Source organism: Mycolicibacterium brisbanense (assembly GCF_001570425.1).
Lineage (GTDB): Bacteria > Actinomycetota > Actinomycetes > Mycobacteriales > Mycobacteriaceae > Mycobacterium > Mycobacterium brisbanense.
Genome location: NZ_BCSX01000065.1, coordinates 1 through 26,132, shown reverse-complemented (window position 1 = coordinate 26,132; position 26,132 = coordinate 1). Strand labels below are relative to the sequence as shown.

25 protein-coding genes and 1 other RNA gene are annotated in these 26,132 nt (G+C 67.7%); 13 read left to right on the top strand and 13 right to left on the bottom strand.

What is annotated here, in order from left to right:
* Positions 1-81: 81 nt before the first annotated feature.
* Positions 82-432, bottom strand: a complete 351-nt coding sequence (locus RMCB_RS35415) for a hypothetical protein (protein WP_062832495.1) — start codon at positions 430-432, stop codon at positions 82-84.
* Positions 433-623: 191 nt separating this feature from the next.
* Here RMCB_RS35415 and sucB point away from each other — a divergent pair, with 191 nt between their 5' ends.
* The 5 genes from sucB to RMCB_RS35390 are packed head-to-tail and all read left to right on the top strand — an operon-like array spanning position 624 to position 5,732.
* The gene (gene sucB / locus RMCB_RS35410; protein WP_062832494.1) at positions 624-2,390 is read left to right on the top strand and encodes a 2-oxoglutarate dehydrogenase, E2 component, dihydrolipoamide succinyltransferase; all 1,767 of its coding nucleotides are present in this window, start codon (positions 624-626) and stop codon (positions 2,388-2,390) included.
* 5 nt (positions 2,391-2,395) lie between these two features.
* The gene (locus RMCB_RS35405; protein WP_062832493.1) at positions 2,396-3,304 is read left to right on the top strand and encodes a TIGR01777 family oxidoreductase; all 909 of its coding nucleotides are present in this window, start codon (positions 2,396-2,398) and stop codon (positions 3,302-3,304) included.
* A 23-nt stretch (positions 3,305-3,327) separates the two neighbouring features.
* On the top strand, positions 3,328-4,002 hold the full coding sequence (gene lipB / locus RMCB_RS35400; RefSeq protein ID WP_062832510.1) for a lipoyl(octanoyl) transferase LipB: 675 nt from the start codon (positions 3,328-3,330) through the stop codon (positions 4,000-4,002).
* 4 nt (positions 4,003-4,006) lie between these two features.
* Positions 4,007-4,933, top strand: a complete 927-nt coding sequence (gene lipA, locus RMCB_RS35395) for a lipoyl synthase (protein ID WP_062832492.1) — start codon at positions 4,007-4,009, stop codon at positions 4,931-4,933.
* 46 nt (positions 4,934-4,979) lie between these two features.
* Positions 4,980-5,732, top strand: coding sequence for a DUF4191 domain-containing protein (locus tag RMCB_RS35390; RefSeq protein WP_062832491.1), 753 nt, complete (start codon positions 4,980-4,982; stop codon positions 5,730-5,732).
* 78 nt (positions 5,733-5,810) lie between these two features.
* On the opposite strand, the gene RMCB_RS35385 is transcribed toward RMCB_RS35390, so the two are convergent.
* Positions 5,811-6,299, bottom strand: a complete 489-nt coding sequence (locus RMCB_RS35385; protein ID WP_062832490.1) for an RDD family protein — start codon at positions 6,297-6,299, stop codon at positions 5,811-5,813.
* Between the two features lie 145 nt (positions 6,300-6,444).
* On the opposite strand from RMCB_RS35385, the gene glnA reads away from it, so the two are divergent.
* From glnA to RMCB_RS35370, 3 genes are all read left to right on the top strand, one after another.
* Entirely contained in the window at positions 6,445-7,881 is a 1,437-nt protein-coding gene (glnA, locus tag RMCB_RS35380) for a type I glutamate--ammonia ligase (RefSeq protein ID WP_029373676.1), read from the top strand.
* 90 nt (positions 7,882-7,971) lie between these two features.
* Positions 7,972-8,403, top strand: coding sequence for a D-aminoacyl-tRNA deacylase (gene dtd / locus RMCB_RS35375; RefSeq protein WP_062832489.1), 432 nt, complete (start codon positions 7,972-7,974; stop codon positions 8,401-8,403).
* Positions 8,404-8,435: 32 nt separating this feature from the next.
* Positions 8,436-8,867 (top strand): DoxX family protein, encoded by a 432-nt coding sequence (locus RMCB_RS35370; RefSeq protein ID WP_062832488.1) that lies wholly within the window; start codon positions 8,436-8,438, stop codon positions 8,865-8,867.
* Here RMCB_RS35370 and RMCB_RS35365 read toward each other — a convergent pair.
* From RMCB_RS35365 to RMCB_RS35350, 4 genes are read right to left on the bottom strand one after another with little or no spacing between them, the layout of a single operon-like run.
* Positions 8,864-9,721 carry a TIGR03619 family F420-dependent LLM class oxidoreductase gene (locus tag RMCB_RS35365; protein ID WP_062832509.1) on the bottom strand — a complete coding sequence of 286 codons (858 nt, stop codon included), beginning with the start codon at positions 9,719-9,721 and terminating at the stop codon, positions 8,864-8,866. The two genes, RMCB_RS35370 and RMCB_RS35365, sit on opposite strands and share 4 nt — an antisense overlap.
* On the bottom strand, positions 9,718-10,347 hold the full coding sequence (locus RMCB_RS35360; RefSeq protein ID WP_029373680.1) for a hotdog domain-containing protein: 630 nt from the start codon (positions 10,345-10,347) through the stop codon (positions 9,718-9,720). The genes RMCB_RS35365 and RMCB_RS35360 overlap by 4 nt, the downstream gene beginning before the upstream one ends.
* Before the next feature lie 51 nt (positions 10,348-10,398).
* Positions 10,399-13,383: a bifunctional [glutamine synthetase] adenylyltransferase/[glutamine synthetase]-adenylyl-L-tyrosine phosphorylase gene (locus RMCB_RS35355; RefSeq protein ID WP_062832487.1), complete on the bottom strand. Its 2,985-nt coding sequence runs from the start codon at positions 13,381-13,383 to the stop codon at positions 10,399-10,401.
* 10 nt (positions 13,384-13,393) lie between these two features.
* A complete protein-coding gene (locus tag RMCB_RS35350; RefSeq protein ID WP_029373682.1) occupies positions 13,394-14,734 on the bottom strand; it encodes a glutamine synthetase family protein in 1,341 nt (446 codons plus the stop codon).
* Between the two features lie 83 nt (positions 14,735-14,817).
* Here RMCB_RS35350 and RMCB_RS36780 point away from each other — a divergent pair, with 83 nt between their 5' ends.
* Positions 14,818-15,159 carry a hypothetical protein gene (locus RMCB_RS36780; RefSeq protein ID WP_062832486.1) on the top strand — a complete coding sequence of 114 codons (342 nt, stop codon included), beginning with the start codon at positions 14,818-14,820 and terminating at the stop codon, positions 15,157-15,159.
* 10 nt (positions 15,160-15,169) lie between these two features.
* Here RMCB_RS36780 and RMCB_RS35340 read toward each other — a convergent pair whose 3' ends face one another.
* The 3 genes from RMCB_RS35340 to RMCB_RS35330 form a co-directional block, all read right to left on the bottom strand.
* Complete coding sequence (locus tag RMCB_RS35340; protein WP_062832485.1) at positions 15,170-16,687, bottom strand: alpha/beta hydrolase; 1,518 nt, start codon at positions 16,685-16,687, stop codon at positions 15,170-15,172.
* 86 nt (positions 16,688-16,773) lie between these two features.
* The gene (locus RMCB_RS35335) at positions 16,774-18,288 is read right to left on the bottom strand and encodes an alpha/beta hydrolase (RefSeq protein ID WP_081661752.1); all 1,515 of its coding nucleotides are present in this window, start codon (positions 18,286-18,288) and stop codon (positions 16,774-16,776) included.
* A gap of 66 nt (positions 18,289-18,354) precedes the next feature.
* Positions 18,355-19,746: a WS/DGAT/MGAT family O-acyltransferase gene (locus RMCB_RS35330; protein ID WP_062832508.1), complete on the bottom strand. Its 1,392-nt coding sequence runs from the start codon at positions 19,744-19,746 to the stop codon at positions 18,355-18,357.
* Between the two features lie 159 nt (positions 19,747-19,905).
* Between RMCB_RS35330 and panB the strand changes: the two genes are divergently transcribed.
* On the top strand, positions 19,906-20,751 hold the full coding sequence (panB, locus tag RMCB_RS35325) for a 3-methyl-2-oxobutanoate hydroxymethyltransferase (protein WP_029373687.1): 846 nt from the start codon (positions 19,906-19,908) through the stop codon (positions 20,749-20,751).
* Positions 20,752-20,758: 7 nt separating this feature from the next.
* Here the strand turns inward: panB and RMCB_RS35320 are convergent, their stop codons facing one another.
* Positions 20,759-21,544, bottom strand: a complete 786-nt coding sequence (locus tag RMCB_RS35320) for an enoyl-CoA hydratase/isomerase family protein (protein WP_062832484.1) — start codon at positions 21,542-21,544, stop codon at positions 20,759-20,761.
* Between the two features lie 11 nt (positions 21,545-21,555).
* Positions 21,556-22,236 (bottom strand): TetR/AcrR family transcriptional regulator, encoded by a 681-nt coding sequence (locus RMCB_RS35315; RefSeq protein ID WP_029373689.1) that lies wholly within the window; start codon positions 22,234-22,236, stop codon positions 21,556-21,558.
* A gap of 115 nt (positions 22,237-22,351) precedes the next feature.
* Here RMCB_RS35315 and RMCB_RS35310 point away from each other — a divergent pair, with 115 nt between their 5' ends.
* Complete coding sequence (locus RMCB_RS35310; RefSeq protein ID WP_062832483.1) at positions 22,352-23,833, top strand: CYTH and CHAD domain-containing protein; 1,482 nt, start codon at positions 22,352-22,354, stop codon at positions 23,831-23,833.
* A 4-nt stretch (positions 23,834-23,837) separates the two neighbouring features.
* Here RMCB_RS35310 and rnpB read toward each other — a convergent pair.
* Positions 23,838-24,211, bottom strand: an RNA gene (gene rnpB / locus RMCB_RS35305) — RNase P RNA component class A.
* 29 nt (positions 24,212-24,240) lie between these two features.
* Here rnpB and RMCB_RS35300 point away from each other — a divergent pair.
* The gene (locus RMCB_RS35300) at positions 24,241-24,693 is read left to right on the top strand and encodes a helix-turn-helix transcriptional regulator (protein WP_062832507.1); all 453 of its coding nucleotides are present in this window, start codon (positions 24,241-24,243) and stop codon (positions 24,691-24,693) included.
* A gap of 10 nt (positions 24,694-24,703) precedes the next feature.
* Positions 24,704-25,123, top strand: coding sequence for a VOC family protein (locus RMCB_RS35295; protein WP_029373700.1), 420 nt, complete (start codon positions 24,704-24,706; stop codon positions 25,121-25,123).
* Here RMCB_RS35295 and RMCB_RS35290 read toward each other — a convergent pair.
* Positions 25,120-26,132, bottom strand: a 1,013-nt coding sequence (locus RMCB_RS35290; RefSeq protein ID WP_062832482.1) for an HNH endonuclease, incomplete at its 5' end; no start/stop codon positions are given. The genes RMCB_RS35295 and RMCB_RS35290 overlap by 4 nt on opposite strands.

The window sequence follows — 26,132 nt, the reverse complement described above, 5'->3', positions numbered from 1 at the left end:
AGTCCACCCTCCGCGAGGTTGTCTCTGACCACTATCCGTTACGGACAGTATCCAATACCGACGGTATCGACTAGCTCGGCCCTAGCTTCCGTCCAGTTCCCGGCGCATGGCGCGTTGCCGTTCGATGCGACGACGCGCGTCGTAGTCGCGCATTCGCTGGGGGTAGCCGACCTTCTGCACGTCGTACACCGGGATCTGCAGACGATCGCCGAGTCGGCGGGCGCCGGCCTCGCCGCCCGTGCGCCGTCTGGTCCACTCGCCGTCGGCCGCGACGAGCACCACGGTGACATCGGTGACAGTGGTCCGTGGTTCGACGTAGGCCTCGACCCCGACGTGGTCGTTGACCCACTGGCGCAGGTATCCCAGATCGTCGGCGGCGTCACGACCGCCGCGGCCGGAAGTACGCGCGCGAACCTTGTCGAACAACCCCAACGGAACGATCTCCTCTACCTGTATTACCCAGTTCGATAGTGCCAGAGCCGCAGCCAACCCTGAGTGCGTGCGAATTGCTGCGCAGTGACAGGATGGTCCGGACAATCCACCTAGGTGCCGCACCCAGTGCACCCAGCTGTGGTAAGCCAGAGTTCGAGTCGTCACGAGTGACCGTCCGAGGGAGTCAATACATGGCCATCTCCGTCCAGATGCCCGCGCTAGGTGAGAGTGTCACTGAGGGGACCGTCACTCGCTGGCTTAAACAGGAGGGCGACACGGTCGAACTCGATGAGCCGCTGCTGGAGGTCTCGACCGACAAGGTCGACACCGAAATCCCGGCCCCGGCCGCTGGTGTGCTGACCAAGATCGTGGCCCAGGAGGACGACACCGTCGAGATCGGCGGCGAACTGGCCGTCATCGGTGAGGCCGGCGAAGCCGCGTCGGAGGCACCGGCCCCCCAGGCCGAACCCGAACCGGAGCCGGAACCCGAACCCGAACCTGAACCCGCCGCCGAGGCGTCCGAACCCGAGCCGGCTGCGCAGGCCCCGGCCGCGCAGGAGCCCGCGGCTCCGGCGTCGTCGGGTGCGGCGACCTCGGTGGTGATGCCCGAGCTGGGCGAGTCGGTCACCGAGGGCACCGTCACCCGCTGGCTGAAGAAGGTCGGCGACAGCGTGGGCGTCGACGAACCACTCGTCGAGGTCTCCACCGACAAGGTCGACACCGAGATCCCCTCCCCGGTCGCGGGCACCCTGCTCTCGATCAGCGCCGAGGAAGACGACGTCGTCTCCGTCGGCGGCGAACTCGCCAAGATCGGCGACGCCTCAGCCGCCGCACCGGCACCGGCCGCGCCGGCCCCCGAGCCTAAGCCGGAACCCAAGCCCGAACCGAAGCCGGAGCCCAAGGCCGCCCCGGCTCCCGAACCGAAACCGCAGCCCAAGCCGCAGCCGGCACCCGAGCCCAAGCCTGCCGCCCCGGCTCCTGCGGCGGCTGCGCCGGCTGCGGCCGGCTCTACCGATGGTTCGCCCTACGTGACACCGCTGGTGCGAAAGTTGGCCGCGGAGAACAACATCGACCTCGCCTCGGTGAAGGGCACGGGCGTCGGTGGCCGCATCCGCAAACAAGACGTCCTCGCCGCCGCGGAAGCCAAGAAGGCTCCCCCCGCCCCCGCACCAGCTGCTGCGGCCCCCGCCGCCCCCGCACCCGCGGCGGCGGCGCCCGCCCCGGCGTTGGCGCATCTGCGTGGCACCACCCAGAAGGCCAACCGCATCCGGCAGATCACGGCCAAGAAGACCCGCGAATCCCTGCAGGCCACAGCGCAATTGACGCAAACCCACGAGGTCGACATGACCAAGATCGTGGCGCTGCGGGCCCGCGCCAAGGCCGACTTCGCCGAGCGCGAAGGGGTCAACCTGACCTACCTGCCCTTCATCGCCCGCGCCGTCATCGATGCGCTGAAGATCCACCCGAACGTCAACGCCAGTTACAACGAGGACACCAAGGAGATCACCTACTACGACGCCGAACACCTCGGCTTCGCGGTCGACACCGACCAGGGTCTGCTCTCGCCGGTGATCCACAACGCCGGTGACCTGTCGCTCGGCGGGCTGGCGCGCGCCATCGCCGACATTGCCGCCCGCGCCCGCTCGGGCAACCTCAAACCCGACGAGCTGTCCGGCGGAACCTTCACCATCACCAACATCGGCAGCCAGGGCGCGTTGTTCGACACCCCGATCCTGGTGCCGCCGCAGGCGGCGATGCTGGGCACGGGCGCGATCGTCAAGCGTCCGCGGGTGATCTCCGATGCCTACGGCAACGAGTCCATCGGTGTGCGGTCGGTGTGCTACCTGCCGCTGACCTACGACCACCGGCTCATCGACGGTGCCGACGCCGGACGCTTCGTGACCACCATCAAGCGTCGGCTTGAGGACGGTGCTTTCGAGGCCGACCTGGGGCTCTGACCTAGGTGGGCACTGCTGTCGTTGCGATCGCGGGGTCCTCTGGTCTGATCGGCTCGGCACTGACGTCCGCGTTGCGTGCCGCCGACCATCGCGTACTGCGGATCGTGCGCCGCGCGCCGTCCAGTGCAGACGAGCTGTTCTGGAACCCGGACACGGGTGAGTTCGACGCGGGTGCGCTGCGCGGTGTCGACGCCGTGGTGAACCTGTGCGGAGTCAACGTCGGTCAGAAGCGGTGGTCGGGCGCGTTCAAGCAGAGCTTGCGCGACAGCCGCATCGGTCCGACCGAGGTGCTGGCCGCCGCAGTCGCCGACGCCGGCGTGCCGGTGCTGGTCAACGCCAGTGCGGTCGGCTACTACGGCAACACCCGTGATCAGGTCACCGACGAGTCGGCTCCGGCTGGCCGCGGCTTCCTGGCCCAGTTGTGTGAGGACTGGGAAGCCGCGACCGCGGCGGCCGCCGACGCCGGAGCCCGGGTGGTGTTGCTGCGCACCGGTTTGGTGCTGGCGCCCGCCGGCGGCTTGCTCGCCCGGTTGAAACCGCTGTTCTCGTTCGGACTCGGCGCGCGGCTGGGCAACGGCCGTCAGTATCTGCCGTGGATCAGCCTGGAGGACGAGATCCGCGCTCTGCTGTTCACCATGTGGACCGAATCCATGTCAGGGCCGGTCAACCTCACCGGCCCTGCGCCGGTGACCAACGCCGAGTTCACCGCAGCGCTGGGCCGGGCCGTCAACCGCCCGACGCCCATGATGGTGCCGGGTTTCGCGCTGCGGACCGTGCTGGGCGAATTCGCCGACGAGGGTCTGCTGGCCGGGCAGCGGGTGATTCCCGCGGCGCTGGAGCGGGCCGGTTTCGAGTTCCACCACCACACGGTGGGTGAAGCGCTCGCCTACGTCACCGCCCCTAAAGACCTGTGACGAACACGAGTAGCGTCAACCGTGTGACATCGATTCGCGCGGCTGATTCGGCCGTCGAGGTGCGCCGACTCGGCACCATCGACTACCTGTCGGCATGGCAGTTGCAGCGGGAGATCGCCGAAGCGAGGATCGCGGGCGGCCCCGACACCCTCCTGCTGCTTCAGCACCCAGCCGTCTACACCGCAGGCAAACGCACCGAACCGCACGAACGCCCGGTCGACGGTACGCCCGTCGTCGACACCGACCGCGGCGGCAAGATCACCTGGCACGGTCCCGGTCAGCTGGTGGGCTATCCCATCATCGGGCTGACGGAGCCCCTCGACGTGGTGAATTTCGTTCGGCGCCTTGAGGAAGCACTCATCGCGGTGTGCGGTCAGTTCGGCCTCACCACCGGCCGGGTGGCCGGTCGCTCCGGAGTCTGGGTCCCCGCCGACACCCGCGGTCCGGCCCGCAAGGTGGGCGCCATCGGCATCAGGGTGGCCCAAGGGACGACGCTGCACGGGTTCGCGCTGAACTGCGACTGCGACCTGTCGGCGTTCTCGTCGATCATCCCGTGCGGCATCGCCGACGCGGGCGTGACATCGCTGACCGAAGAGCTGGGTCACCACGTCGGGGTCGACGATGTGATGGACCGGGTGACCGAAGCGGTGTGTGACGCGCTGGACGGCCGGCTGGAAGTCGCCCTGAACGTAGGATGAACCAGTGACTGTTGTGCCAGAGGGCCGGAAGCTTCTCCGCCTCGAAGTCCGTAATGCGCAGACCCCGATCGAGCGCAAGCCGCCGTGGATCAAGACCCGCGCCAAGATGGGCCCCGAGTACACCGAACTCAAGGGCCTGGTGCGCCGCGAAGGTCTGCACACGGTGTGCGAGGAAGCGGGCTGCCCCAACATCTTCGAATGCTGGGAGGACCGCGAGGCCACCTTCCTCATCGGCGGCGAGCAGTGCACCCGCCGTTGCGACTTCTGCCAGATCGACACCGGCAAGCCCGCCGAACTCGACCGTGACGAACCGCGCCGGGTCGCCGAGAGCGTGCAGGCGATGGGCCTGCGCTACTCGACCGTCACCGGCGTCGCCCGCGACGATCTGCCCGACGGCGGAGCCTGGCTCTACGCCGAGACGGTCCGCCAGATCAAGGCGCTCAACCCGAACACCGGCGTCGAGCTGCTCATCCCGGACTTCAACGGCATCGCCGAACAGTTGGCCGAAGTCTTCGATTCCCGTCCGGAAGTGTTGGCGCACAACGTCGAAACGGTGCCGCGCATCTTCAAGCGGATCCGTCCCGCGTTCCGCTACCAGCGCAGCCTCGACGTGATCACCGCCGCCCGCGACGCAGGCCTGGTCACCAAGTCCAATCTGATCCTGGGTATGGGCGAGACCATCGAGGAAATCCACACCGCGCTGCGCGACCTGCACGCTGCCGGCTGCGACATCGTCACCATCACGCAGTACCTGCGGCCGTCGCCGCGGCATCATCCGGTCGAGCGCTGGGTGCATCCCGACGAGTTCGCCGCGCTGTCGACCTACGCCGAGGAGCTCGGTTTCGCCGGCGTGCTCGCCGGTCCGCTCGTGCGTTCGTCCTACCGCGCGGGCCAGCTCTACGCACAGGCCGCGCAGCGACGTTTCGCATAGGTGGACGGGCGGCGCCGTCGCCGCCAACCCCCCGTATCCTGATCCAATGGCGAAATCCCGCAATGCCGCGGAAACCAAGGCGGCAAAGGCCGAGGCGAAGGCCGCCCGCAAGGCGGCCTCCAAGCAGCGTCGCAGCCAGCTGTGGCAGGCCTTCCAGATCCAGCGTAAAGAGGACAAGCGGCTGCTGCTGTACATGATCGGCGCGTTCGTGCTGATCGTGGCGGTGGCAGTGGCGGCGGGCATCCTCCTCGGCGGCATCAGCATGTACACGCTGCCGGTGCTCGGCATCGTGCTCGGCTTGCTGGTGGCGTTCATCATCTTCGGCCGCCGCGCGCAGAAGTCGGTGTACCGCAAGGCCGAAGGCCAGACCGGCGCGGCGGCCTGGGCACTGGAGAACCTGCGAGGCAAGTGGCGGGTGACCCCGGCCGTCGCGGCGACCGGACACTTCGATGCCGTGCACCGCGTGATCGGCAGGCCCGGGGTGATCTTCGTCGGCGAGGGCTCACCTTCGCGCGTCAAACCCCTACTGGCACAGGAAAAGAAGCGCACCGCCCGGCTGGTCGGCGAGGTCCCGATCTACGACATCGTGGTCGGCAACGGCGAGGGCGAGGTGCCCCTGGCCAAGCTCGAGCGGCACCTCTCGAAGCTGCCCGCCAACATCACCGTCAAGCAGATGGACTCGCTGGAGTCGCGGCTGGTCGCGTTGGGTTCCAAGGCCGGTCCGGGCGCGGTGCCCAAGGGCCCGTTGCCTGCGTCTGCGAAGATGCGTGGCGTGCAGCGCAGCGCCCGCAGACGCTGACCTAGCTTCCCGCCGAGTGTGAACAAGATCGCGAGATTTCTCGAAAATCTCGCGATCTTCTTCACTTTCGGGCCCGGACTACCGCCGCAGCACAGCGGTGAACGTCACCCGGTCGTGCAGGCCACGCAGATCACTGTCGGTCACCAACGGCGGGATGACCAGGGCGATCAGCAGCACCCGGGCCAGGGCCCGCCCCAGCCCGACCTTGTCCCGACCGTCGGTGCCCGCCACCACGAGACCCAGCGCCAGCTGGCCCGGAGTGAACGAGAACAGTCGGACCGCCACGGTGCCCAGCACGATCCACACCACCATCACCGCCGTCGACAGCGTCGCCAGCGAGATGAGGCCGAAGGCCAACGCCAGGCCGGCCAGCCCGTAGGCCACGAGCCAGTCGACGCACAGTGCGCCCACGCGCCTGCCGGTCCTTGCCAGCGAACCGGGGCCGGATTCGGGGAGGCCCAGGCGTTCTCCGGGGTACTTCGTGGCGCCGTCGGACTTGCCGTCGGAACCGTCACCGGAATCAAAAGGTCCGGGACCTGACAACCAACTCCCCATCGTGCGGGCCATGCTGTCAGGATAGGCGGGCCCGCATTGTTACCTGAGCTCACCATCAGGGGCGATTGCGTAACCTCAGCGCAACATGCGCTTGATGATCGCGCAACATCGTGTCCTTAGCGTCAACCCGCGGGTTACCAGTAAAGGAGAACACTCAGTGGCAGAAAAGACGTCCGACGACATCTTCAAGCTGATCAAGGACGAAAACGTCGAGTACGTCGACATTCGCTTCTGCGATCTGCCCGGCGTCGTCCAGCACTTCTCGATCCCGGCGACGGCGTTCGACGAGAGCGTGTTCGAAGACGGCCTCGCGTTCGACGGCTCCTCGGTGCGCGGCTTCCAGTCGATCCACGAATCCGACATGATGCTGCTGCCCGACCCTGACACCGCGCGCATCGACCCGTTCCGCGCCGCCAAGACGCTGAACCTCAACTTCTTCGTGCACGATCCCTTCACCCGCGAGGCCTACTCGCGCGACCCCCGCAACGTCGCCCGCAAGGCCGAGAACTACCTCGCCAGCACCGGCATCGCCGACACCGCCTTCTTCGGGGCCGAGGCCGAGTTCTACATCTTCGACTCGGTGGCCTTCGACTCGAAGATGAACGGCACCTTCTACGAGGTCGACTCCGAGTCGGGCTGGTGGAACAGCGGCGAGCCGCTCGAGGCCGACGGCAGCGCCAACCGTGGTTACAAGGTTCGCCCCAAGGGCGGCTACTTCCCCGTCGCGCCGTACGACCACTACGTCGACCTGCGCGACGAGATGTCGACCAACCTGATCAACGCCGGGTTCACCCTGGAGCGCGGTCACCACGAGGTCGGCACCGCAGGCCAGGCCGAGATCAACTACAAGTTCAACACGCTGCTGCACGCGGCTGACGACGTGCTGCTGTTCAAGTACATCATCAAGAACACCGCGTGGCAGAACGGCAAGACCGTCACCTTCATGCCGAAGCCGCTCTTCGGTGACAACGGGTCGGGCATGCACGCCCACCAGTCGTTGTGGAAGGACGGCCAGCCGCTGTTCCACGACGAGTCCGGTTACGCCGGCCTGTCCGACCTGGCACGGCACTACATCGGCGGCATCCTGCACCACGCCCCGTCGCTGCTGGCGTTCACCAACCCCACGGTGAACTCCTACAAGCGCCTGGTGCCCGGCTACGAGGCCCCGATCAACCTGGTCTACAGCCAGCGCAACCGCTCGGCCTGTGTCCGTATCCCGATCACCGGCAACAACCCCAAGGCCAAGCGCCTTGAGTTCCGCTGCCCGGACAGCTCGGGTAACCCGTACCTGGCGTTCGCGGCCATGCTGATGGCCGGTATCGACGGCATCAAGAAGAAGATCGAGCCGCTCGCCCCGGTCGACAAGGACCTCTACGAGCTGCCGCCGGACGAGGCCGCCAACATCCCGCAGGCGCCGACCTCGCTGGCCGCGGTGATCGACCGCCTCGAAGAGGACCACGAGTACCTCACCGAGGGTGGCGTGTTCACCGAGGACCTGATCGAGACCTGGATCTCCTACAAGCGGGAGAACGAGATCATGCCGATCCAGATCCGCCCTCACCCGTACGAGTTCGCGCTCTACTACGACGTCTAATTTTCACCGCGAGCAGACGCCAACACCCCCAATTTCCCAGGATTTTGGGGGTGTTCGCGTCTGCTCAGCGGCATTCCGCACAATGGATCGGTGCGAGTTCTGGTGCAACGGGTGACGTCGGCGAGTGTGACGGTCGACGGTGAAGTCGTCGGTGAGATCGAGCCGGCCACACAAGGGCTGCTCGCCTTGGTCGGTGTCACCCACGACGACGACGCCGCCAAGGCCCGCAGGATGGCCGAAAAGCTTTGGCAATTGCGGATTCTCGACGATGAACGGTCGGCATCGGACGTGGCCGCGCCGATTCTCGTGGTCAGCCAGTTCACGTTGTATGCCAACACCGACAAGGGCCGACGGCCCTCGTGGAACGCCGCGGCGCCGAGGCCGGTCGCCGAACCGCTTGTGATCGAATTCACCGAGGCGCTCACGGCGCTGGGCGCGACTGTGCGAACAGGGGTTTTCGGTGCGGATATGCAGGTGCATCTTGTCAATGACGGACCGGTAACGGTGCTTTTGGAGCTGTGAGCTTCCAGCCGGTAACAGCGTATGGTCTCTGCATGACGACCAACCTGGACACCCGACTGAATACCGTCTCCCCCGCGGTAATCAGCCTGTTCCGCATAGTGTTCGGCCTTCTGTACACCATCCACGGCGCGCAGAAGCTGTTCGCGTGGCCGGTCGGTATGCCGGACGACGCGGGCAACCTCGTGGGCTCGGCGGTGCCAGTGGGCACGTGGCCCTACTGGTACGGCGGCCTCCTCGAATTCGTTCTGGGCCTGCTGATCCTGACCGGTCTGTTCACCCGCATCGCGGCGTTCGTCGCCTCCGGCGAGATGGCCTTCGCGTACTTCACCCAGCATCAGCCAAAGGGCCTGTTGCCCATCCAGAACGGTGGCGAGCTCGCGGTGCTGTATTGCTTCGGCTTCTTCCTGCTGGTGTTCATCGGCGGAGGCGCCTACGCGTTGGATGCCGTACGCAGAAGGCGCTAGTCGAGCGCCAGATCCTTACGGAAGCGCTTCAGCCCGTCGATCTTCTCGGCAAGCGTGCAGTCGAGGCCGGTGTAGAACGCCCACGGCATCGTCAGGATGTGGGTGATCCCACCGGCCTCGGCGCGCTCGTAGTCGGCAATCTTCACGGCGTCGGTCAATGCCGTGATGACGGTGAAATCGTCCATGGCCAAACCGGATTCGGCTCGCAGTTCCCGTAATCGAGCCACCGAGGCCAGGGCGCGCTCGGTGGAGACCAGGTCGCCGATCCAGCCGTCGTTGCGCGCGGCCCGGCGCAGCGCCACCTCGCTGAGCCCGCCGACGTAGATCGGGATGTGCGGCGGCGACGGTTCCATCTCCAGCCGCGGCGTCGTGTAGAACTCGCCCGAGAACTCGGTCCAGCCCGGCGCCCAGAGTTCCCGCATCAGCGTCAGCATCTCGTCGGTGCGCTTGCCGCGGCGCTCGAAAGGCTGTCCGACCAAGTCGAATTCGTCGCGGCACCAGCCCACACCGACGCCCAGCTCGAGTCGCCCACCTGCCAGAAATGCCGCGGTACCAATGGCTTTCGCCGCCGCGTAGGGATCGCGCATGGCGGGTATGTAGACCGTGGTCACGAATTTCAGCCGTGTGGTCGCCTGCGCCAGAGCGCCGACCAGCACCCACGGGTCGGGCCAGTGGGTGAACGGCTGCCAACGGCGCTTGCCGTCACGCGTGTACGGATACGGCGTGGACAACGACTCGAGGTTGACGATGTGATCGGGAATTCCCATCCCGTCGTAGCCGAGTTCGTCTGCGGCCTTGGCGATCTCGACAAGCTCGGAGGTGTCGAGAAAGCCGGTCGCCACATAGAACCTCATCCGGCGTCGCGCGCCCACGCCGGGGTGATGAAGACACCTTCGGCCTCCACGGTGACCCCGTCGGCGTCGATCAGCCGACCGCGCGCGAAGGTCTTCACACCCTCGATGCGGTCCACGGAAGCCTCGGCACGCAGCGGTCCCAGCGGGGTGCCGCGAAGGTAGCGGCAGGTGATGGTTCCGGTGTAGCGGGGTTGCGACAGTGCGCCGCTGGCGACTTCACCGAGAACGTGGTCGAGCACCAGGGCGCAGATGCCTCCGTGCACCCATCCCAGCGGGCCCTCATAGGCCGCGCCCAGGGTGAACTCGCTCCAACACGTGCCGTCGTCGTTGTGGTGGATGGTCAACGGCGGAGCGACGGCGTTGCGTAGGCCGACCACCGGGTTGGCCCACACCACGGGGCGGCCCGTCTCGCCGTGGATCATCGCCATGGGCCCGTCGCGCTGCTCGCGACGCAGCGATGCGGTGACCGCCTCGATCGCGGTGGTGGCCTCGGCGATGGCGTCCGCATCGACACCGGTCCGGATGCTGGCATCGAGCAGTCCTCGCACGGCCTGCGTCAACGGCCCGTAGAGCGCCTGCAGCCGGTCGTGCTCGTCGGCGGTGACGATGTCGAACGTGGGGTTCATAGACATCCTTACTAACACCACCGTGGTGCCGGCCGTGTCGCGGGGCCGTGATTACCCGCCGAAAACCTTGCGGACGACCGTCTTGGCCCGCCGCGTCACCCTCAGATAGTTGTCCAGGAACTCTCCGCCGTCGTCGCTGCCCCAGCCGGCCGCGAGTGCGACGGCGTTGAGCTGCCTGCCGGGCCCGGGCAGTTGATCGGTCGGCTTACCCCGCACCAGCACCAGGGCATTGCGAGCCCGTGTCGCGGTGAGCCAGGCTTGCCGGAGCAGGTCGACGTCGGCTTCGGACACCAGCTCGGCGGCACCGATCGCGTCGAGTGCCTGCAGAGTCGAAGTGCTGTGCAGCGCAGGCACTTTGTGCGCGTAGCGGAGCTGCAGCAGCTGCACGGTCCACTCGATGTCGGCCAGCCCGCCGCGGCCGAGCTTGGTATGGGTGTTGGGGTCGGCACCGCGGGGCAGCCGTTCGGCATCGACCCGGGCCTTGATGCGCCGGATCTCCTGCACCGCCTCTGCCGATACCCCACCTTCGGGATACCGCGTCTTGTCGGCCATCAGCTCGAACCGTTCGCCGAGTTCGAGGTCACCCGCCACGCGATGCGCCCGCAGCAACGCCTGGATCTCCCAGGGCTGGGCCCACTGCTCGTAGTACACCTCGTAGGAGGCCAGCGTGCGTACCAGGGGTCCGTTACGCCCCTCCGGGCGCAGCCCGATGTCCACCTCGAGCGGCGGGTCGGCACTGGGGATCCCCAGCAGCGCGCGCACCTGTTCGGCAATGCTCACCGACCACTTGACGGCCACCGATTCGGCGGTGTCCCCCACCGGTTCGCAGACGAACATCACGTCGGCATCCGAGCCGTATCCGAGTTCGCGGCCGCCGAGCCGGCCCATACCGATCACCGCGATGCGAGCGGGCACGCCGGATTCGGGTGTGTTTGCTCGGATCACCGCGTCCAGCGCGGCCTGCAGCACCGCGACCCAGATGGAGGTCAGTGCGTTGCAGACGTCGGTCACGCCGAGCAGGCCGAGCACATCGGCCGACGCGATCCGCGCCAACTCGCGGCGGCGCAGGGCACGTGCGGCGGCGATACCGCGCACCGGGTCGGCGTGGCGGCCCGCCGAGGCCACGAGCGCGCCCGCGACGCTGTCCGGGTCGCCCTCAAGCAGTTTCGGTCCCGACGGTCCGTCGGCGTAGAGCTGGATCACCTCGGGGGCCCGCATGAGCAGTTCGGGTATGTAGGCCGAGGTGCCGAGCACCTGCATCAGCCGTTTGGCGACCGCGCCTTCGTCGCGCAGCGTCGAGAGGTACCAGCGCTGCTCGGCGAGCTCCTCGCTGATCCTGCGGTAGGCCAGCAGCCCGGCGTCGGGATCCGGGGTGTCCGAAAGCCAGTCCAGAAGGGTCGGCAGCAGCACCTGCTGCACCCGGCCGCGTCGTCCGTTCTGTCCGGTGAGCGCCGCCAGATGGGTCAGCGCGCTCTGCGGTCCTTCGTAACCCAGTGCGGCGAGCTGACGTTCGGCCGCTTTGGTGCTCATCCCGGCGCCGATGCCCAGTGCGGGCTGGCCGACGGATTCCAGCAGCGGCTGGTAGAACAGCTTGGCGTGCAGCCGCGATACCCGCATGCTCTGGCGCTTGAGCTCCTCACGCAATACGCCCTGGGCGTCGTGGGTGCCGTCGGGACGCACGTGCGCGGCGCGGGCCAGCCAGCGGTAGGCCTCGTCATCGCTGTCGTCGGGCAGCATGTGGGTGCGTTTGAGCCGCTGCAGCTGCAGCCGGTGCTCCAAAAGGCGCAGGAACTCGTACGACGCGGTCATGTTGGCGGCGTCGTCGCGTCCGATGTAGCCGCCTGCGCCCAGCACGGTCAGGGCGTCGACGGTGGACTTCACGTGCAGTGACTCGTCGTTGCGGCCGTGCACCAATTGCAGTAGCTGCACGGCGAATTCGACGTCGCGCAGGCCGCCCGTGCCCAGCTTGAGTTCGCGGGCCCGCACTCCGGCGGGGACCAACTCCTCGACCCGGCGTCGCATGGCCTGCACCTCGGGCACGAAATCCGCTCGCTCGCACGCGGTCCACACCATCGGCATCAGCGCTTCGGCGTACGCCTTGCCCAGCTCGGGGTCACCCGCGGCCGGCCGGGCCTTCAGCAGGGCCTGGAACTCCCAGGTCTTGGCCCAGCGCTGGTAATAGGCGATGTGCGAGTCCAAGGTGCGCACCAGCTGACCCTGCTTGCCCTCGGGCCGCAGCGCCGCGTCGACCTCGAAAAAGGCGTCCGCGGCGAATCGCATCGTCTCGCCGGCCACGCGGGTCGCCATCGTCAGGTTGGGGTCCTCGCTGTCGTCGCCCACGAAGATGATGTCCACGTCACTGACGTAATTCAGTTCGCGCGCACCGCATTTGCCCATCGCGATGATGGCCAGCCGCGGTGTCGGGCCCGCGCCGCACACCACCCGGGTCGCCACGGTCAGAGCGGCAGCGAGCGCGGCGTCGGCCAGATCTGACAGGTGTGCGCCGACGGTGATGAACGGCAGCACCGGCTCGTTCTCCACCGTCGAGGCGACGTCCACGGCGGCCAGCACCAGCAGCCGGTCCCGGTACAGGTCGCGCAGTGGCGGTACGGCTGAGCTTGCGCCCCTTGAGATTTCGGCGTTCTCCGCGGCGGCGGTGAATACCTCGCGCAGATCCTGGGCACTGGGAAGTTCGACGTCGCCTGCCAGCAGCCGCCACGACTGCGGATGTGCCACCAGGTGATCGCCCAGTGCCACCGAGGACCCCAGCACACCGAACAGCCGGCCTCGTAACGCGCGGTCGGTGAGCAGTTCGGCGTTCAGCTCGCCCCAGCCGGCGCCGAGCGCGTCGGCCAGCCGGACCATCGCCGGCAGCGCGATGTCGGCATCCGGGGCGCGCGACAGCGACCACAACAGTTCGACGTGTGCGTCGGTGTTCCAGCCAAGCCGATCCAGCTGTGCCGGCGCCTGCGGCTGCACCAGCCCCAGCCTTCCGACACTGGGCAGCTTGGGGCGTTCGGTAGCGGGTTTGGCCACGTCCTGAACGTTACAGCGACAGATACGTCTTGAGCTCGTAGGGCGTGACGTTGCTGCGGTAGACCTCCCACTCCGCACGCTTGTTGCGCAGGAAGTAGTCGAATACGTGCTCCCCCAACGCTTCCGCGACCAGTTCGGAGTTCTCCATGGCCTCAAGGGCGTTGCCGAGGCTGGAAGGCAGCTCCCGGTAGCCCATGGCGCGGCGTTCCTCGGGGGTCAGGCTCCACACGTTGTCCTCGGCCTGCGGTCCCAGCACGTATCCCTTTTCGATGCCGCGCAGCCCGGCGGCGAGCAGCACCGCGAACGCCAGGTAGGGGTTGCACGCCGAGTCGGGGCTGCGCACCTCGATGCGCCGCGACGAGGCCTTGCGCGGGGTGTACATCGGCACCCGCACGAGTGCCGAACGGTTCGCCGCACCCCAGGACGCCGCCGTGGGCGCCTCGTAGCCGTGCACCAGCCGCTTGTAGGAGTTCACCCACTGGTTGGTCACGGCGCTGATCTCGCTGGCGTGTTCGAGAATGCCCGCGATGAACGACTTGGCCACATCGGAGAGCTGCAGCGGGTCGTCCGGGCTGTGGAAGGCGTTGGTCTCACCTTCGAACAGGCTCATGTGCGTGTGCATGGCCGAGCCGGGATGCTCTTTGAACGGCTTGGGCATGAACGACGCACGCACGCCGTCGGCCAGCGCCACCTCTTTGACCACGTAGCGGAACGTCATCACGTTGTCCGCCATGGACAGGGCGTCGGCGTAGCGCAGGTCGATCTCCTGCTGGCCCGGCGCGCCCTCGTGGTGGCTGAACTCCACCGAGATGCCCATCTGCTCCAGGGCGTCGATGGCGTGGCGCCGGAAGTTGGGCGCGGCATCGTGCACGGCCTGGTCGAAATAGCCGCCGTTGTCGGCGGGGATCGGCACGCTGCCGTCGTTCTCGCCCGGCATCAGGAGGAAGAATTCGATCTCGGGGTGGACGTAGCAGGAGAACCCGAGGTCGCTGGCCTTGGCCAGCTGGCGGCGCAGCACGTGGCGGGAGTCAGCCCACGACGGTGAGCCGTCGGGCATGGTGATGTCGCAGAACATGCGTGCCGAGTAGTGCTGCCCGTTGCTGGTGGTCCACGGCAGCACCTGGAACGTGGATGGGTCGGGCCGGGCAACCGTGTCCGATTCATAGACCCGGGCGAATCCTTCGATCGAGGAACCGTCGAATCCGATGCCTTCCTCGAACGCGCCCTCCAGCTCGGCGGGCGCGATGGCCACCGACTTGAGGTATCCGAGGACGTCGGTGAACCACAGCCGGACGAACCGGATGTCGCGTTCCTCCAGCGTGCGCAGCACGAATTCCTTCTGGCGGTCCATGACCGCAGCGTAGGCACCGGCTGTTAAATCTGTGTTACGGCGTCAAAACGGTTGAGCGGAGCGGGACGTGATTCAGTGATGCGATGAGTGCCGACTCGCCATCGCATCCGGGACCGTCGCTGGGAACCGTGCAGGAGTTGCGGAGCCTGGCCGCGGCACTGCGCGGGGTCGATGCGGCGACCGCGGCTGCCGAGTGGGGCGACGACGCCGCGCTGAGGGTGGCGGCCCGGACCGCCGCAGGCGAGTTGGCTTCGCTGCCGCACATCGCGCTCACCGACGGCGGCGACTGGGCGGCGTTCGCGCTGGTGCTGCTCAGCGCCTTGACCAGCTGGGCGTTGCCGACGGTGTTCGCCGCGGCGTGCGGCCGCGAACCCCGGCTGCGTGGGTTGCTGTCGCGCGAGATGGTGCCCTACCGCGCGAGCTGACCCGCCCCGGTCAGCACTGCAGCCCGTTGGGCGGCGACACCTGATCGACGAAGAACCGCAGCACTGACGTGTCCACGCAGGCGTTGCCGTTGAACACCACGGTGTGCTGAGAACCGTTGAACGTCACCAGCGCCGCGTCCAGCTGCCGTGCCAGATCGACGCCTGCCTGGTACGGCGTCGCGGGGTCCCCGGTGGTCGACACGACGACGATCCGGCCCGGCCCGGGGCCGTGCACCGCATGCGGGGTCGAGGTCGGCGGCACGGGCCACAGAGCGCAGATGTCCCGCGGGGCGTAGCCGGTGAACTGCCCGTAGGACATGAACGGCGCCACTGCCCGGATGCGCCGGTCGGCGTCGGCCCACACCGCCGGGTCGGTCGGGTATTGCGCGTCCACACAGCGGATGGCGGTGAACGCGTCCTGCAGGTTGGCGTAATGGCCGGCGCTGTCGCGGTGCTGGTAGTCGTCGGCGAGCAGCAACAGGTCGCCGGGGTCGGTGCCGCGCTGCAGTCCGAGCAGACCGCTGGTGAGGTAGAGCCAGTACCGCGCCGAGTAGAGCGCGTTCCCGGTGCCGGTGGTGGCGTCCTGATAGCTCAGGCCACGGGGATCCGACGTCGCCGCGGGCTGCTGAACCAGCGGGTCGACGAGTTGGTGGTAGCGGGCCACGAACTGGGTCGGGTCGGTGCCCAGCGGACAGCCGGGCGATTGCGCGCAGTCGGCGGCGTATGCGTCGAAAGCCTTTTGGAATCCGGCCATCTGGCGGATGTTCTTGGTGACCGGGTCCAGGCTGGAATCGACGGCGCCGTCGAGCACCATGGTGCGCACCCGGTCGCCGAACCGTTCCGCGTACGCCGCGCCCAGTTGGGTCCCGTAGGAGAACCCGAGGTAGTTGATCTGCTGCTCGCCGAGCGCCGCGCGCACGGCATCCATGTCGAGCACCGTTGACGCCGTGCCGATGTTGGCCAGGAACGGCGCCCCCATGCGGTCGAGGCACTGCTGGGCCAATTGCCGGTACAGGTCCTCGATGTGGGCCACGCCGGCGGGGCTGTAGTCCGCCATCGGTTCGCGCCGGTAGGCGTCGAACTCGGCGTCGGTGCGGCAGCGCAGCTGCGGGGTCGAGTGCCCCACACCGCGTGGGTCGAAGCCGACCAGATCGAACCGGCGACCGATGTCGGTATCGGCCAGCGCCGCACCCATTCCCGCGACCGTGTCGACGGCGGAGGCGCCCGGGCCTCCCGGGTTGACCATCAGCGTGCCGATCTTCTCGCCGCTGGCGGGAACCCGGATGACAGCCAATTGTGCTTGGGCGCCTTGGGGATTCGCCGCGTCGTTCCAGTCGACCGGCACGGTGACGGTGCCGCACTGCGCGGTCGGGATCGACGACGCGTCGACCCACGATGCGCAGCTTCCCCACACCGGCGGCTGACCGTACGGCGTCTCGGCCGCGCCCTCCGGGGTCGCATTGGCGACGGGGCAAGCCATCGCGAGCATCACTGCCAGCCCTGCTCCCACCCACCGCACGGCTGACATGTTCGCACACCGCAGATCCGCGAACCGCGGCAGACACCGACCGGAGATCGGTCGGCAACCGGACGGTGACCTAACGGTCCACCAAATCAGCAGCGCGAATCCGGCGGGGGCAGCTTCACGTCGATCAGATATGTCGCGGCGATGTCGTCGACGCACTTGTTGCCCTGGAACACCACGGTGTGCTGGGTGCCCTCGAAGGTCAGCAGGCCGCCACCGAGTTGCTGGGCAAGATCCACCCCAGCCTGGTACGGCGTGGCCGGATCGTTGGTGGTCGAAACCACAAGCACCGGAGGCAATCCCGCGACGGAGATCTTGTGCGGGGTGCTCGTCGGCTTCACCGGCCAGAATGCACAGGTGCCCAGTGGGGCATGCCCGGTGAATTCGCCGTAGCTCATGAACGGCGCGACCTCGCGCAGCCTGCGGTCCTGCTCGACGACTTTGGCCCGGTCGGTGATCGCCGGCTCGTCGACGCAGTTGACCGCGACCCGCGAATCGGTCGAATTGTTGTAGTGGCCCTTGGCATCCCGGCCCATGTACAGGTCAGCGAGCGCAAGCATGAGATCTCCGTTGCCGTTCTTGATGCCTGTGAGCGCATCGGTGAGATGGCGCCACAGGTTCGGCGAGTAGAGCGGCAGGATGGTGCCGACGATGGCGTCGCTGTAACCGAGTCCGCGCGGATCCTTGGTCTTCGCCGGGTTCTGGACCAGCGGGTACACCAGGCTCTTGTAGACGTCGGTGGCCTTGGCGGGATCGGTGCCCAGCGGGCAGTCCGGGCTCTTGGCGCAGTCGGCGGCGTAGTCGTCGAAAGCCTTCTGGAACGCTGCGGCCTGGCGGATGTCGGCCTCGAACGGATCCGCGTTGGGGTCGACCGCGCCGTCGAGGATCATGGCGCGCACCCGCTGCGGGAACTGCTCGGCGTATTCCGAGCCGATCCGGGTTCCGTACGAGTAGCCCAGGTAGGTCAGCTTGTCGTCGCCGAGCGTGGCACGGATCGCGTCGAGATCCTTGGCGACGTTGTTGGTTCCGACGTTGGCCAGGAAGTCGACGCCCATCTTGTCGACGCAACGCTGGACGAACGCCTTGGTCTCGTTTTCCAGGTGGGCCACACCTTCGGGGGTGTAATCCACCGTCGGGTCGGCGCGCAGCCGATCGTTGTCCTCATCGGAGTTGCACCACAGCGCCGGGTTGGACAGGTTCACCCCGCGCGGGTCGAACCCCACCAGGTCGAAGCGCTCCCGCACCGACTGGGGCAGGCTCGGCACCAGGGACACCGCCGATTCGACGCCGGATTCGCCGGGGCCGCCGGGATTGATCACCAGGGAGCCGATCTTCTGGCCGGTCGCCGGGAACCTGATCATGGCGATCTGCAGCACGTCACCGTCGGGCTTGCTGTAATCGACCGGCACCGACAAGCGTCCGCATTCGGCCCCCGCCGGGATGTTGACGTTGTCCCCCGACCCCGCCGAGCACGGCAGCCACTGCACGGGCGTGCCCGGCCTGGGCATCGCGACCCGGGCTCGGCCGTCGATCACCTGGGTACAGCCGGCGACCGCCAGTACCGCGACCGCCAGCAGGGCACCGACGGAGAACCTGAGCTTCATGGCACCACATGCTGCCATGACGGGATATCGTCGCAGGCCGGGCCTACTGGTCGACAACTCGCAGCGCTACTTTGCCGCCTGCACCAGCTCGTCGAGCGCCACGGCGAAGTCATCGGCCATGTCCCACAGATCGGGCAGCAATTCAGGGCAGGCCACGATGCCGACATCGAGAGAGCCGGTCAGCGACATCACCGTGATGTTGAGCCCGGAGCCATGGAAGATCGGCCCCAGCGGATACATGGCCTTGACCTCCGAGCCCAGGAAATACAGCGGCACCTGCGGGCCCGGCACATTGGAGACGACGAGGTTGTGCACGGGCTTGGCGCCCGAGAGCCGGCTGGCGGCATAGACCCGCATGGCCACGCCGAACACGGCAGGCGCGGCGAACTGCGTCCAGTCCTGCAGCAGTGTCGCACCGATCGCCGAACTATGTTGTTTGGCAACGGAATTCGCTGCGGCGATGGCACGCAGCCGCTCGACCGGGTCTTCGATCTGGGTCTCCAGCTTGGCGAACATGCCCGAGACCTGGTTGCGACCAGGCCGGTCGGAACGGTCGTGAACCGATACGGGCACCATCGCCACCAGCGAACTGTCCGGCAACTCGCCGCGGTCGGCGAGGAACGTGCGCAGCACCCCGGACACCAGTGCCATCACGACGTCGTTGACCTTGACGTCGAAATGGTTTTTCACCAGCTTGATGTCCTCGAGGTCGAGCTGGGTGAAGGCGATGTTGCGATGGCCGGTGATGTTGGCGTTGAACGGGGTCTTGGGCGCGGCGAAGGGCGCCGCCATGGTGAGCCCGGCGCGGGCCCGTTTGACGGTGTCGACCACCGACGACACCGTGGTGGGCAGCACGTTGGCCAGCTTCAGGGGCCGGGTCACGAACTTCAGCGCACCGCTGAGGGCGATCTCCAGTTCTGACGCGTCGCCCACACCTGCCACCGGCTCCGGCGCGGGTGCGTCGGGTTCTGTGCTGCACAGCTGCGACATGAGGTTCGCCCCGGTCACGCCGTCCACACCGGAGTGGTGCACCTTGGTCATCACCGCGATCCGGCCGCCGGCGTGCGCGTCGGTGCCTGCCACGTTCTCGATGACCCACATCTCCCACAGCGGCCGGCTGCGGTCCAGCGACAGCGACGCGATGTGCCCGCAGATCTCGGACAGTTCGATTCGCCCGCCCGGCGCCGGTAGCCCGATGCGGTGCAGATGCCGGTCGACGTCAAAGTCCTTGTCTTCCACCCACACCGGATGGTCGAGGTTCAGCCGGCTGTCGGCGAGCTTCTCCCGGAACTGCGGCATCGCCTTGATACGCAAGGCAAGTGCGTCGCGCAGCCGGTCGAACGTGTAACCGCCCGGCATGGTCGAGGTGTCGAGTTCGAGGATGGAGCACACGTGCATCGGCTGGGCGGCCGTTTCGAGGTAGAGGAAGCTGGCGTCGAGTCCGCTGAGCCGTTGCATGCCGCTGATCGTATGTCCGCCCGGCTCGACTGTGAGCAAATCCACTCAGGCGCGCCTTTTACCTTCGCCGACGCGGGTGGCAGACTGACAAACGTCAGACGAACCCGGGGACCGCAGAGCGGCCTCGAGGCTTCGAACCGACCATCACAAGGGACAATGATGTCTGAACAAGCTGTATACGGTGCTGCCGACGCTGCCGGAGAAAAGCCCCGCACCAAAGTCCGCACCATCACGCTCCAGAAGTGGAAGAACGAAGGCCACAAATGGGCGATGCTCACCTGTTACGACTACTCCAGCGCGCGGGTCTTCGACGAGGCGGGCATTCCGGTGCTGCTGGTCGGCGATTCCGCGGCAAATGTGGTGTACGGATATGACACCACCCTGCCCATCTCCATCGACGAACTGATCCCGTTGGCCCGCGCTGTGGTCAAGGGTGCACCGCATGCGTTGGTGGTCGCCGACCTGCCGTTCGGCAGCTACGAGAGCAGCCCGGCGCAGGCACTGGCAACCGCGACGCGGTTCATGAAGGAGACCGGCGCCCAGGCCGTGAAGCTGGAGGGCGGCGAGCGGGTGGCCGAGCAGATCGCGACGCTGACCCAGGCCGGCATTCCGGTGGTGGCGCACATCGGGTTCACGCCGCAGAGTGTCAACGGGCTTGGCGGATTCCGGGTGCAGGGCCGCGGCGATGCGGGCGATCAGACCATTCACGACGCGATCGCGGTGGCCGAGGCCGGGGCGATCGCGGTGGTGCTGGAGATGGTGCCCGCCGAACTCGCCACCCAGATCACCGGCAAGCTGACCATTCCCACGGTCGGCATCGGCGCGGGGCCCAACTGCGACGCCCAGGTGCTGGTGTGGCAGGACATGGCGGGGCTCACCACCGGCAAGACCGCCAAGTTCGTCAAGCGATTCGGCGACGTGGGCGGCGAACTACACCGTGCCGCAACACAATACGCGAATGACGTGGCGGCCGGGGTGTTCCCGGCCGACGAGCACAGCTTCTGATTCGCGCTCAGGCGAACTCGGCTCGGCGCTTGGCCAGGAAGGCATCCACGCCTTCCTGCCCGTCGGCCGAGTCCGCCCGCGCGGCGATGAATCGGCCCTCGGCCTCCATCTGCTCCTCCAGGCTGTTCTTCAGCGAGGACAGCAACAGCGTTTTGACCACCCCGGTGGAGCCGGCCGAGCCGGAGGCCATCTGCTCGGCGACGGCAGTCGCCCGGTCGGCCAGATCGGCATCGGCGACAACTTCGGTCACCAAACCCCAGTCCTGTGCCTGCGCCGCCGACAGCGTGCGGTTGGTCAGCATGAGTTCTTGCGCCCGGCGGACGCCGACCAGCCGCGGCAGGTAGTACGACGCGCTGCCGTCCGGGCTCAGTCCAACTTTGGTGTAGGCCATGGTGAACGACGCCGATTCGGCCGCCAGAACCAGGTCTCCGGTCACCGCGATGCTGAAACCCGCGCCTGCCGCGGTGCCGTTGACAGCGGTGATCAGCGCGGCATCCATCCGCGCGAAAGTCGAGATGGCGCGGTGCAGGTCGTCGGCGACGCCCTTGATGAAGCGGCCCCGCGACGGTGCGGTGGCGAAAGCCTTCAGATCCCCTCCGGCACAGAAGAACCGGCCGGCGCCGGTCAGCACCACCGCCTTGATGCCGGCGCGGTCGCAGCGTCGTGCCGCGTCGGCCAGCTCGCGAGTCATGTTGTCGTTCATGCCATTTGCCGCGTCCGGGCGGTTCAGCGTGATGCGGACGATGGCACCCGACTGCTCGAAGGTGATGGCGTCGTAGGAGGACTCGGTCACGGACGGTGACTCTATCGGGCCGGGGCCTGCACCCCGAGCCGGGCCGCTGTGCACTCGACCAGCGCCGTGTTGTCGCCTGTGAAGCCCAGCACCCGCAATGCCCCGGCGCCGATCACCCACGGCTGCCCGGCCTGCGCCACGCCGTCGTCGGAACGGCTGTTGATCGTCGACTCGACCAGCCGGAACGGCAGGTCGGCGGCGTCGGCCGGACCGTCGCATTCGGCGATCACCGCGGCCGACAAACTCCGGTACAGCTCACGCAGTTCGGCGCGACGGCGCCGGAACGGCTCGAACCGGTCGCTCCGCAACTCGGGCAGCAGGTACAGCGCGCCCAGGTTCCAGCGACCGCCGCACAGCTGCATGGCGTCGGCGACCACCAGCGTGTGCAGCCGCGGCGCCGCCGGTCCCGGCTCCCCCAGCAGATCTGCGGCCAGCTGCAACGGCTCGTCCACGGTGCCGGTCAGCAGCGCGTCGAGGATGTCGTCCTTGGTGGCGAAATGGTGGTAGAGCGAGGCCTGCCGCACCCCGACCGCATCGGCGATCCGGCGGGTCGACGTGCTGCCGTAGCCGTGGTTGGTGAACAGTTCCGCCGCCGCGTCGAGGATCTCCTCGCGCGCAGTCCGGCCAGGCCGCCGCGGCTGCTCGAGCCGAGGGCGGCCACGTCCGGAGCCGCCGAAGGCCGCGGTGCTCATCGGCACATTGTGGCACCGGACGTCCCCTGGTCCCGCAAACGCAGCGCGCTTCGGCGCAAACGCGCCAATATGGCAGGCTTATGGCATCCGATTCCGGTGCACAGCGAAGGTGAATATGGCGCCCAAGAAACCGACCCGGCACACCGAGGTCGAGCGGAAGTTCGAGGTCACCGAGTCCACCGTCGCCCCGTCGTTCGCGGGGTTGGCGGCCATCGCGCGGGTCGAGCGGGCGCCCGAACAACTGCTTGACGCCGTGTATTTCGACACGCCGAACCGGGACCTCGCCGCCCACCGCATCACGCTGCGGCGCCGGACCGGGGGCACCGACGCGGGTTGGCATCTGAAGCTGCCCGCAGGCCCGGACGCTCGCACCGAGGTGCATTCCCCGCTCGGGCTTTCCGACGACACGATCCCCGAGGAGCTGCGCGACATCGTGCTCGCGATCGTCCGGGACAAGCCATTGTCGCCGGTCGCGCGGATCACGAACCGGCGCAACATCGATGTGCTCTACGGGCAGGACGGCACGCCGCTGGCCGAGTTCTGCGATGACCAGGTGACCGCCTCGGCAGAGGGCGGTGACGAACAGCAGTGGCGCGAATGGGAACTCGAGCTGCTTGCGCAGCCCACGCCCGAGCTGATGGACCGGCTGGCCAATCGTCTGTTCGACGCGGGAGCGACGCCGGCGGGTCACGGCTCGAAGCTCGCCCGGGTCTTGGACACCGCAGGCGATGCCGCTGCGGCGCCGGCTGCTCCGGCGGACCCGATCCATCGCGCCATCGCCGAGCAGATCGACCAGCTGCTGGTGTGGGATCGCGCGGTCCGCGCCGACACCTACGATTCGGTGCACCAGATGCGGGTGACGACCCGCAAGATCCGCAGCCTGCTACAGGAATCCAAGGACGCGTTCGGCCTCGCCGACGACGGCTGGATCCTCGATGAGCTGCGCACGCTGGCCGCGGTGCTGGGCGTCGCCCGCGACGCCGAAGTGTTGGCCGAGCGGTATCAACGTGCCCTCGACGCGCTGCCTGCCGGTCTCGTGCGGGGCCCGGTGCGCGAGCGGCTGGTGGACGGCGCCAAACGCCGGTACGCCGCGGGGTGGAAGCGCGCGCTGCTGGCGATGCGCTCACAGCGGTACTTCCATCTGCTCGACGCCCTGGAGCAGCTCGTGGTCGCCGAGCCATCCACCGAGGCCGGCAAAGAGCGCGCACCGCTGACCATCGACTCGGCCTACAAGCGAGTTCGTAAGGCAGCCAAGGCAGCTGCCGACGCCGCCGACCCCGAGCACGACGACCACGACGAGGCACTGCACCGCATTCGCAAGGGCGCCAAACGGCTTCGCTACACGGCGGCGGCAACCGGAGACGCCAAGGTTTCGGAGCGCGCCAAGACCATCCAGACGCTGCTGGGCGACCATCAGGACAGCGTGGTCAGCCGCACCCACCTCAGCGCGCAGGCCGAGGCCGCGCACACCGCCGGCGAGGACACTTTCACCTACGGGCTGCTGTACCAACTGGAGGACGATGTCGCGCAGCAGTCTCGCGCGCAGCTCGACGATGCGCTCAAGCGGCTCGACAAGGCGGTCCACAAGAGCCACTAGTGGGCGAACGAGTTGGCCGGTAAGCCGGATTCTGTTCCCCACTCCGGAGAGTGGGGCGGCGACCATCCATCTGGACACACCGTTGCCGGGTGCCTCAAGCGGCCTACCCGCAGGCTCGGGCGAGCAACCCTCAAACGCCTGCGCGGCCGCAACCAGGTTGCGGCCTTCTTGGCCTTGCTTCGGGTGGGGTTTGCCTAGCCACCCCGGTCACCCGGGATGCTGGTGCGCTCTTACCGCACCGTTTCACCCTTACCGTTACCGGCGGTCTGTTTTCTGTGGCACTTTCCCGCGAGTCACCTCGGATTGCCGTTAGCAATCACCCTGCTCTGTGAAGTCCGGACTTTCCTCGAATTTCTCCGCGGTCGCCTGGCCAACTCGTTCGCGCAGATCACCGTACCCTCAAACGCATGCCGCGGGTACCACCGGCCCGTTATCTGCAGCGGGCAAAAGACCTGGCCGACGCGCGTTACGCCGATCCGATCACCGTCGACGACCTTGCCGCGGCCGCGGGTCTGTCCCGAGCACATTTCTCGCGGATGTTCAGCCGCACCTTCGGCGAGTCACCGCAGGCCTATCTGCGGTCCGGTCGGCTCGAACGGGCGGCGGCGTTGTTGCGCAACACCGACCGCTCGGTTGCCGACATCTGCGTGATGGTCGGGCTGCAGAGCGTCGGGTCGTTCACCAGCAGTTTCGCCCGGGTCTACGGCAAGCCGCCCGCGGCTTATCGGGCAAGCCTGCCGCCGGCTCTGCTGCGCGCCCCTGTGCCCAGTTGCATCCTCGCGCGGGACACCCGGCGGGTGCCGAAGGGTCGGGGCAATACAGCACACGGGAAGAAGACGGACGACGATCGGCGCCCGTAGCGTCTGGCCCATGATGAAAATCGCATGCACGCACTTGTGGGTTCACGATCAAGAAGTCGCACTGAAATTCTGGACCGAGCAGGTCGGTATGGAGTTGCGCGAAGATGTTTCGTTTCCGGAGGAGATGGGCGCCTTCCGGTGGCTCACGGTCGGCCCTCCCGGGCAGGACGATGTGAGCATCGTGCTGATGGCGGTCCCCGGCGAGCCGCTGATGGATGAAGCCACGCACAATCAGGTTCTGGATCTGACGGCCAAGGGCTTCGCCGGGACGGTCTTCCTCACCACCGACGACTGTCAGGCCAGCTACGAAGAGTTGACCGCTCGCGGTGTCGAGTTCACCGAGCCGCCTAATCAGATGCCGTACGGCATTGACTCCGGGTTCCGCGATCCGTCCGGCAACAGCGTCCGGCTGACACAACGCACCGACTAGGCCGCGCGGGGGCAGCGTGCGAGTGTGATCGCGACGTGTAGTTCGGTCACGCTGTCGTAGATTTCGACCGGGCCGGGTGGTGGCGGGGCGGTCGAGCGGTAGCGCGCTGCGGTGGGGGTCACGAATTCGGCGGTGTGAACCCCGTTTTCGTCATGAGTGGTCACGCTCCAGCCGGGTGATTCTTTGACGTAGTTGCAGCGCTCGCACAGCCCGAGGCCGTTGAGTGCACTGGTCGGGCCGCCACCCGCGTGCGGTCGGGCGTGATCATGGTGGCGGATCGGCGCATCACAGTACGGGGTGCGGCAGGTTTGATCGCGCAACCCGATGAACCGGGCCAGCGCCTTGGGAAACAGCCGCGACCGCGACTCCATCGCCACCAACGCCCCCGACTTCGGATGGCGATACAGCCGCCGCAGCGTCGCCCCCGACCGCTTATCGCCCACCGCGGCCCGCACGAGGTTGCGGGCCACCGCCGCGGGCATCGGCCCGTAGCCCTCGAGCACCGCGGGGTGCTCGTCGTCACCGAGCAGGGTCTGATCGGACATGACGAGATTCACCGCCACCGGTTCGGCAACCTCGGCGGGGCGGCCGGTGACCCGCTCGACGAGCGTGTCAGCCATCACCTGACCGCGGGTGCGGCCGTCACAGGTGGTGTCCGCCGCGGTTTTCAACGACGCGTACACCCCGACACCCTGCTGCACGGGTACCACCACGGTGACCCGCGTCATGGCATCCGGTGCCGGCCGGATGGTCACCGTGCGGTCCTCGGCGGCCGTGGCGGCCCGGTCCACGATGGCCTGCGGGTCGAGGCGGTAGGCGATCGTCTTGGCTTCGGCCTCGATGCGCGCGTCGCCCATGCCGTCGAGCCGGGTGAGGTCGGCACACATCTCGGCATCCAGCACCCGCCGGTCCTCGATGCTCAGCCACGCCGATTCCCGCACGATCAACGTCGCGCGCCATTCGGAGAGCGCCCCGGACTCCAACGCGGCCAGGGTATGGGGCATCTCGT

Bases quoted from the DNA above. Each gene is read 5' to 3' on its own strand.
- sucB (WP_062832494.1), top strand. From the start codon at position 624: ATGGCCATCTCCGTCCAGATGCCCGCGCTAGGTGAGAGTGTCACTGAG.
- RMCB_RS35390 (WP_062832491.1), top strand. From the start codon at position 4,980: ATGGCGAAATCCCGCAATGCCGCGGAAACCAAGGCGGCAAAGGCCGAG.
- RMCB_RS35385 (WP_062832490.1), bottom strand. From the start codon at position 6,299: ATGGCCCGCACGATGGGGAGTTGGTTGTCAGGTCCCGGACCTTTTGAT.
- RMCB_RS35370 (WP_062832488.1), top strand. From the start codon at position 8,436: ATGACGACCAACCTGGACACCCGACTGAATACCGTCTCCCCCGCGGTA.
- RMCB_RS35365 (WP_062832509.1), bottom strand. From the start codon at position 9,721: ATGAGGTTCTATGTGGCGACCGGCTTTCTCGACACCTCCGAGCTTGTC.
- RMCB_RS35360 (WP_029373680.1), bottom strand. From the start codon at position 10,347: ATGAACCCCACGTTCGACATCGTCACCGCCGACGAGCACGACCGGCTG.
- RMCB_RS35350 (WP_029373682.1), bottom strand. From the start codon at position 14,734: ATGGACCGCCAGAAGGAATTCGTGCTGCGCACGCTGGAGGAACGCGAC.
- RMCB_RS36780 (WP_062832486.1), top strand. From the start codon at position 14,818: ATGAGTGCCGACTCGCCATCGCATCCGGGACCGTCGCTGGGAACCGTG.
- RMCB_RS35340 (WP_062832485.1), bottom strand. From the start codon at position 16,687: ATGTCAGCCGTGCGGTGGGTGGGAGCAGGGCTGGCAGTGATGCTCGCG.
- RMCB_RS35335 (WP_081661752.1), bottom strand. From the start codon at position 18,288: ATGAAGCTCAGGTTCTCCGTCGGTGCCCTGCTGGCGGTCGCGGTACTG.
- RMCB_RS35330 (WP_062832508.1), bottom strand. From the start codon at position 19,746: ATGCAACGGCTCAGCGGACTCGACGCCAGCTTCCTCTACCTCGAAACG.
- panB (WP_029373687.1), top strand. From the start codon at position 19,906: ATGTCTGAACAAGCTGTATACGGTGCTGCCGACGCTGCCGGAGAAAAG.
- RMCB_RS35315 (WP_029373689.1), bottom strand. From the start codon at position 22,236: ATGAGCACCGCGGCCTTCGGCGGCTCCGGACGTGGCCGCCCTCGGCTC.
- RMCB_RS35310 (WP_062832483.1), top strand. From the start codon at position 22,352: ATGGCGCCCAAGAAACCGACCCGGCACACCGAGGTCGAGCGGAAGTTC.
- RMCB_RS35300 (WP_062832507.1), top strand. From the start codon at position 24,241: ATGCCGCGGGTACCACCGGCCCGTTATCTGCAGCGGGCAAAAGACCTG.
- RMCB_RS35295 (WP_029373700.1), top strand. From the start codon at position 24,704: ATGATGAAAATCGCATGCACGCACTTGTGGGTTCACGATCAAGAAGTC.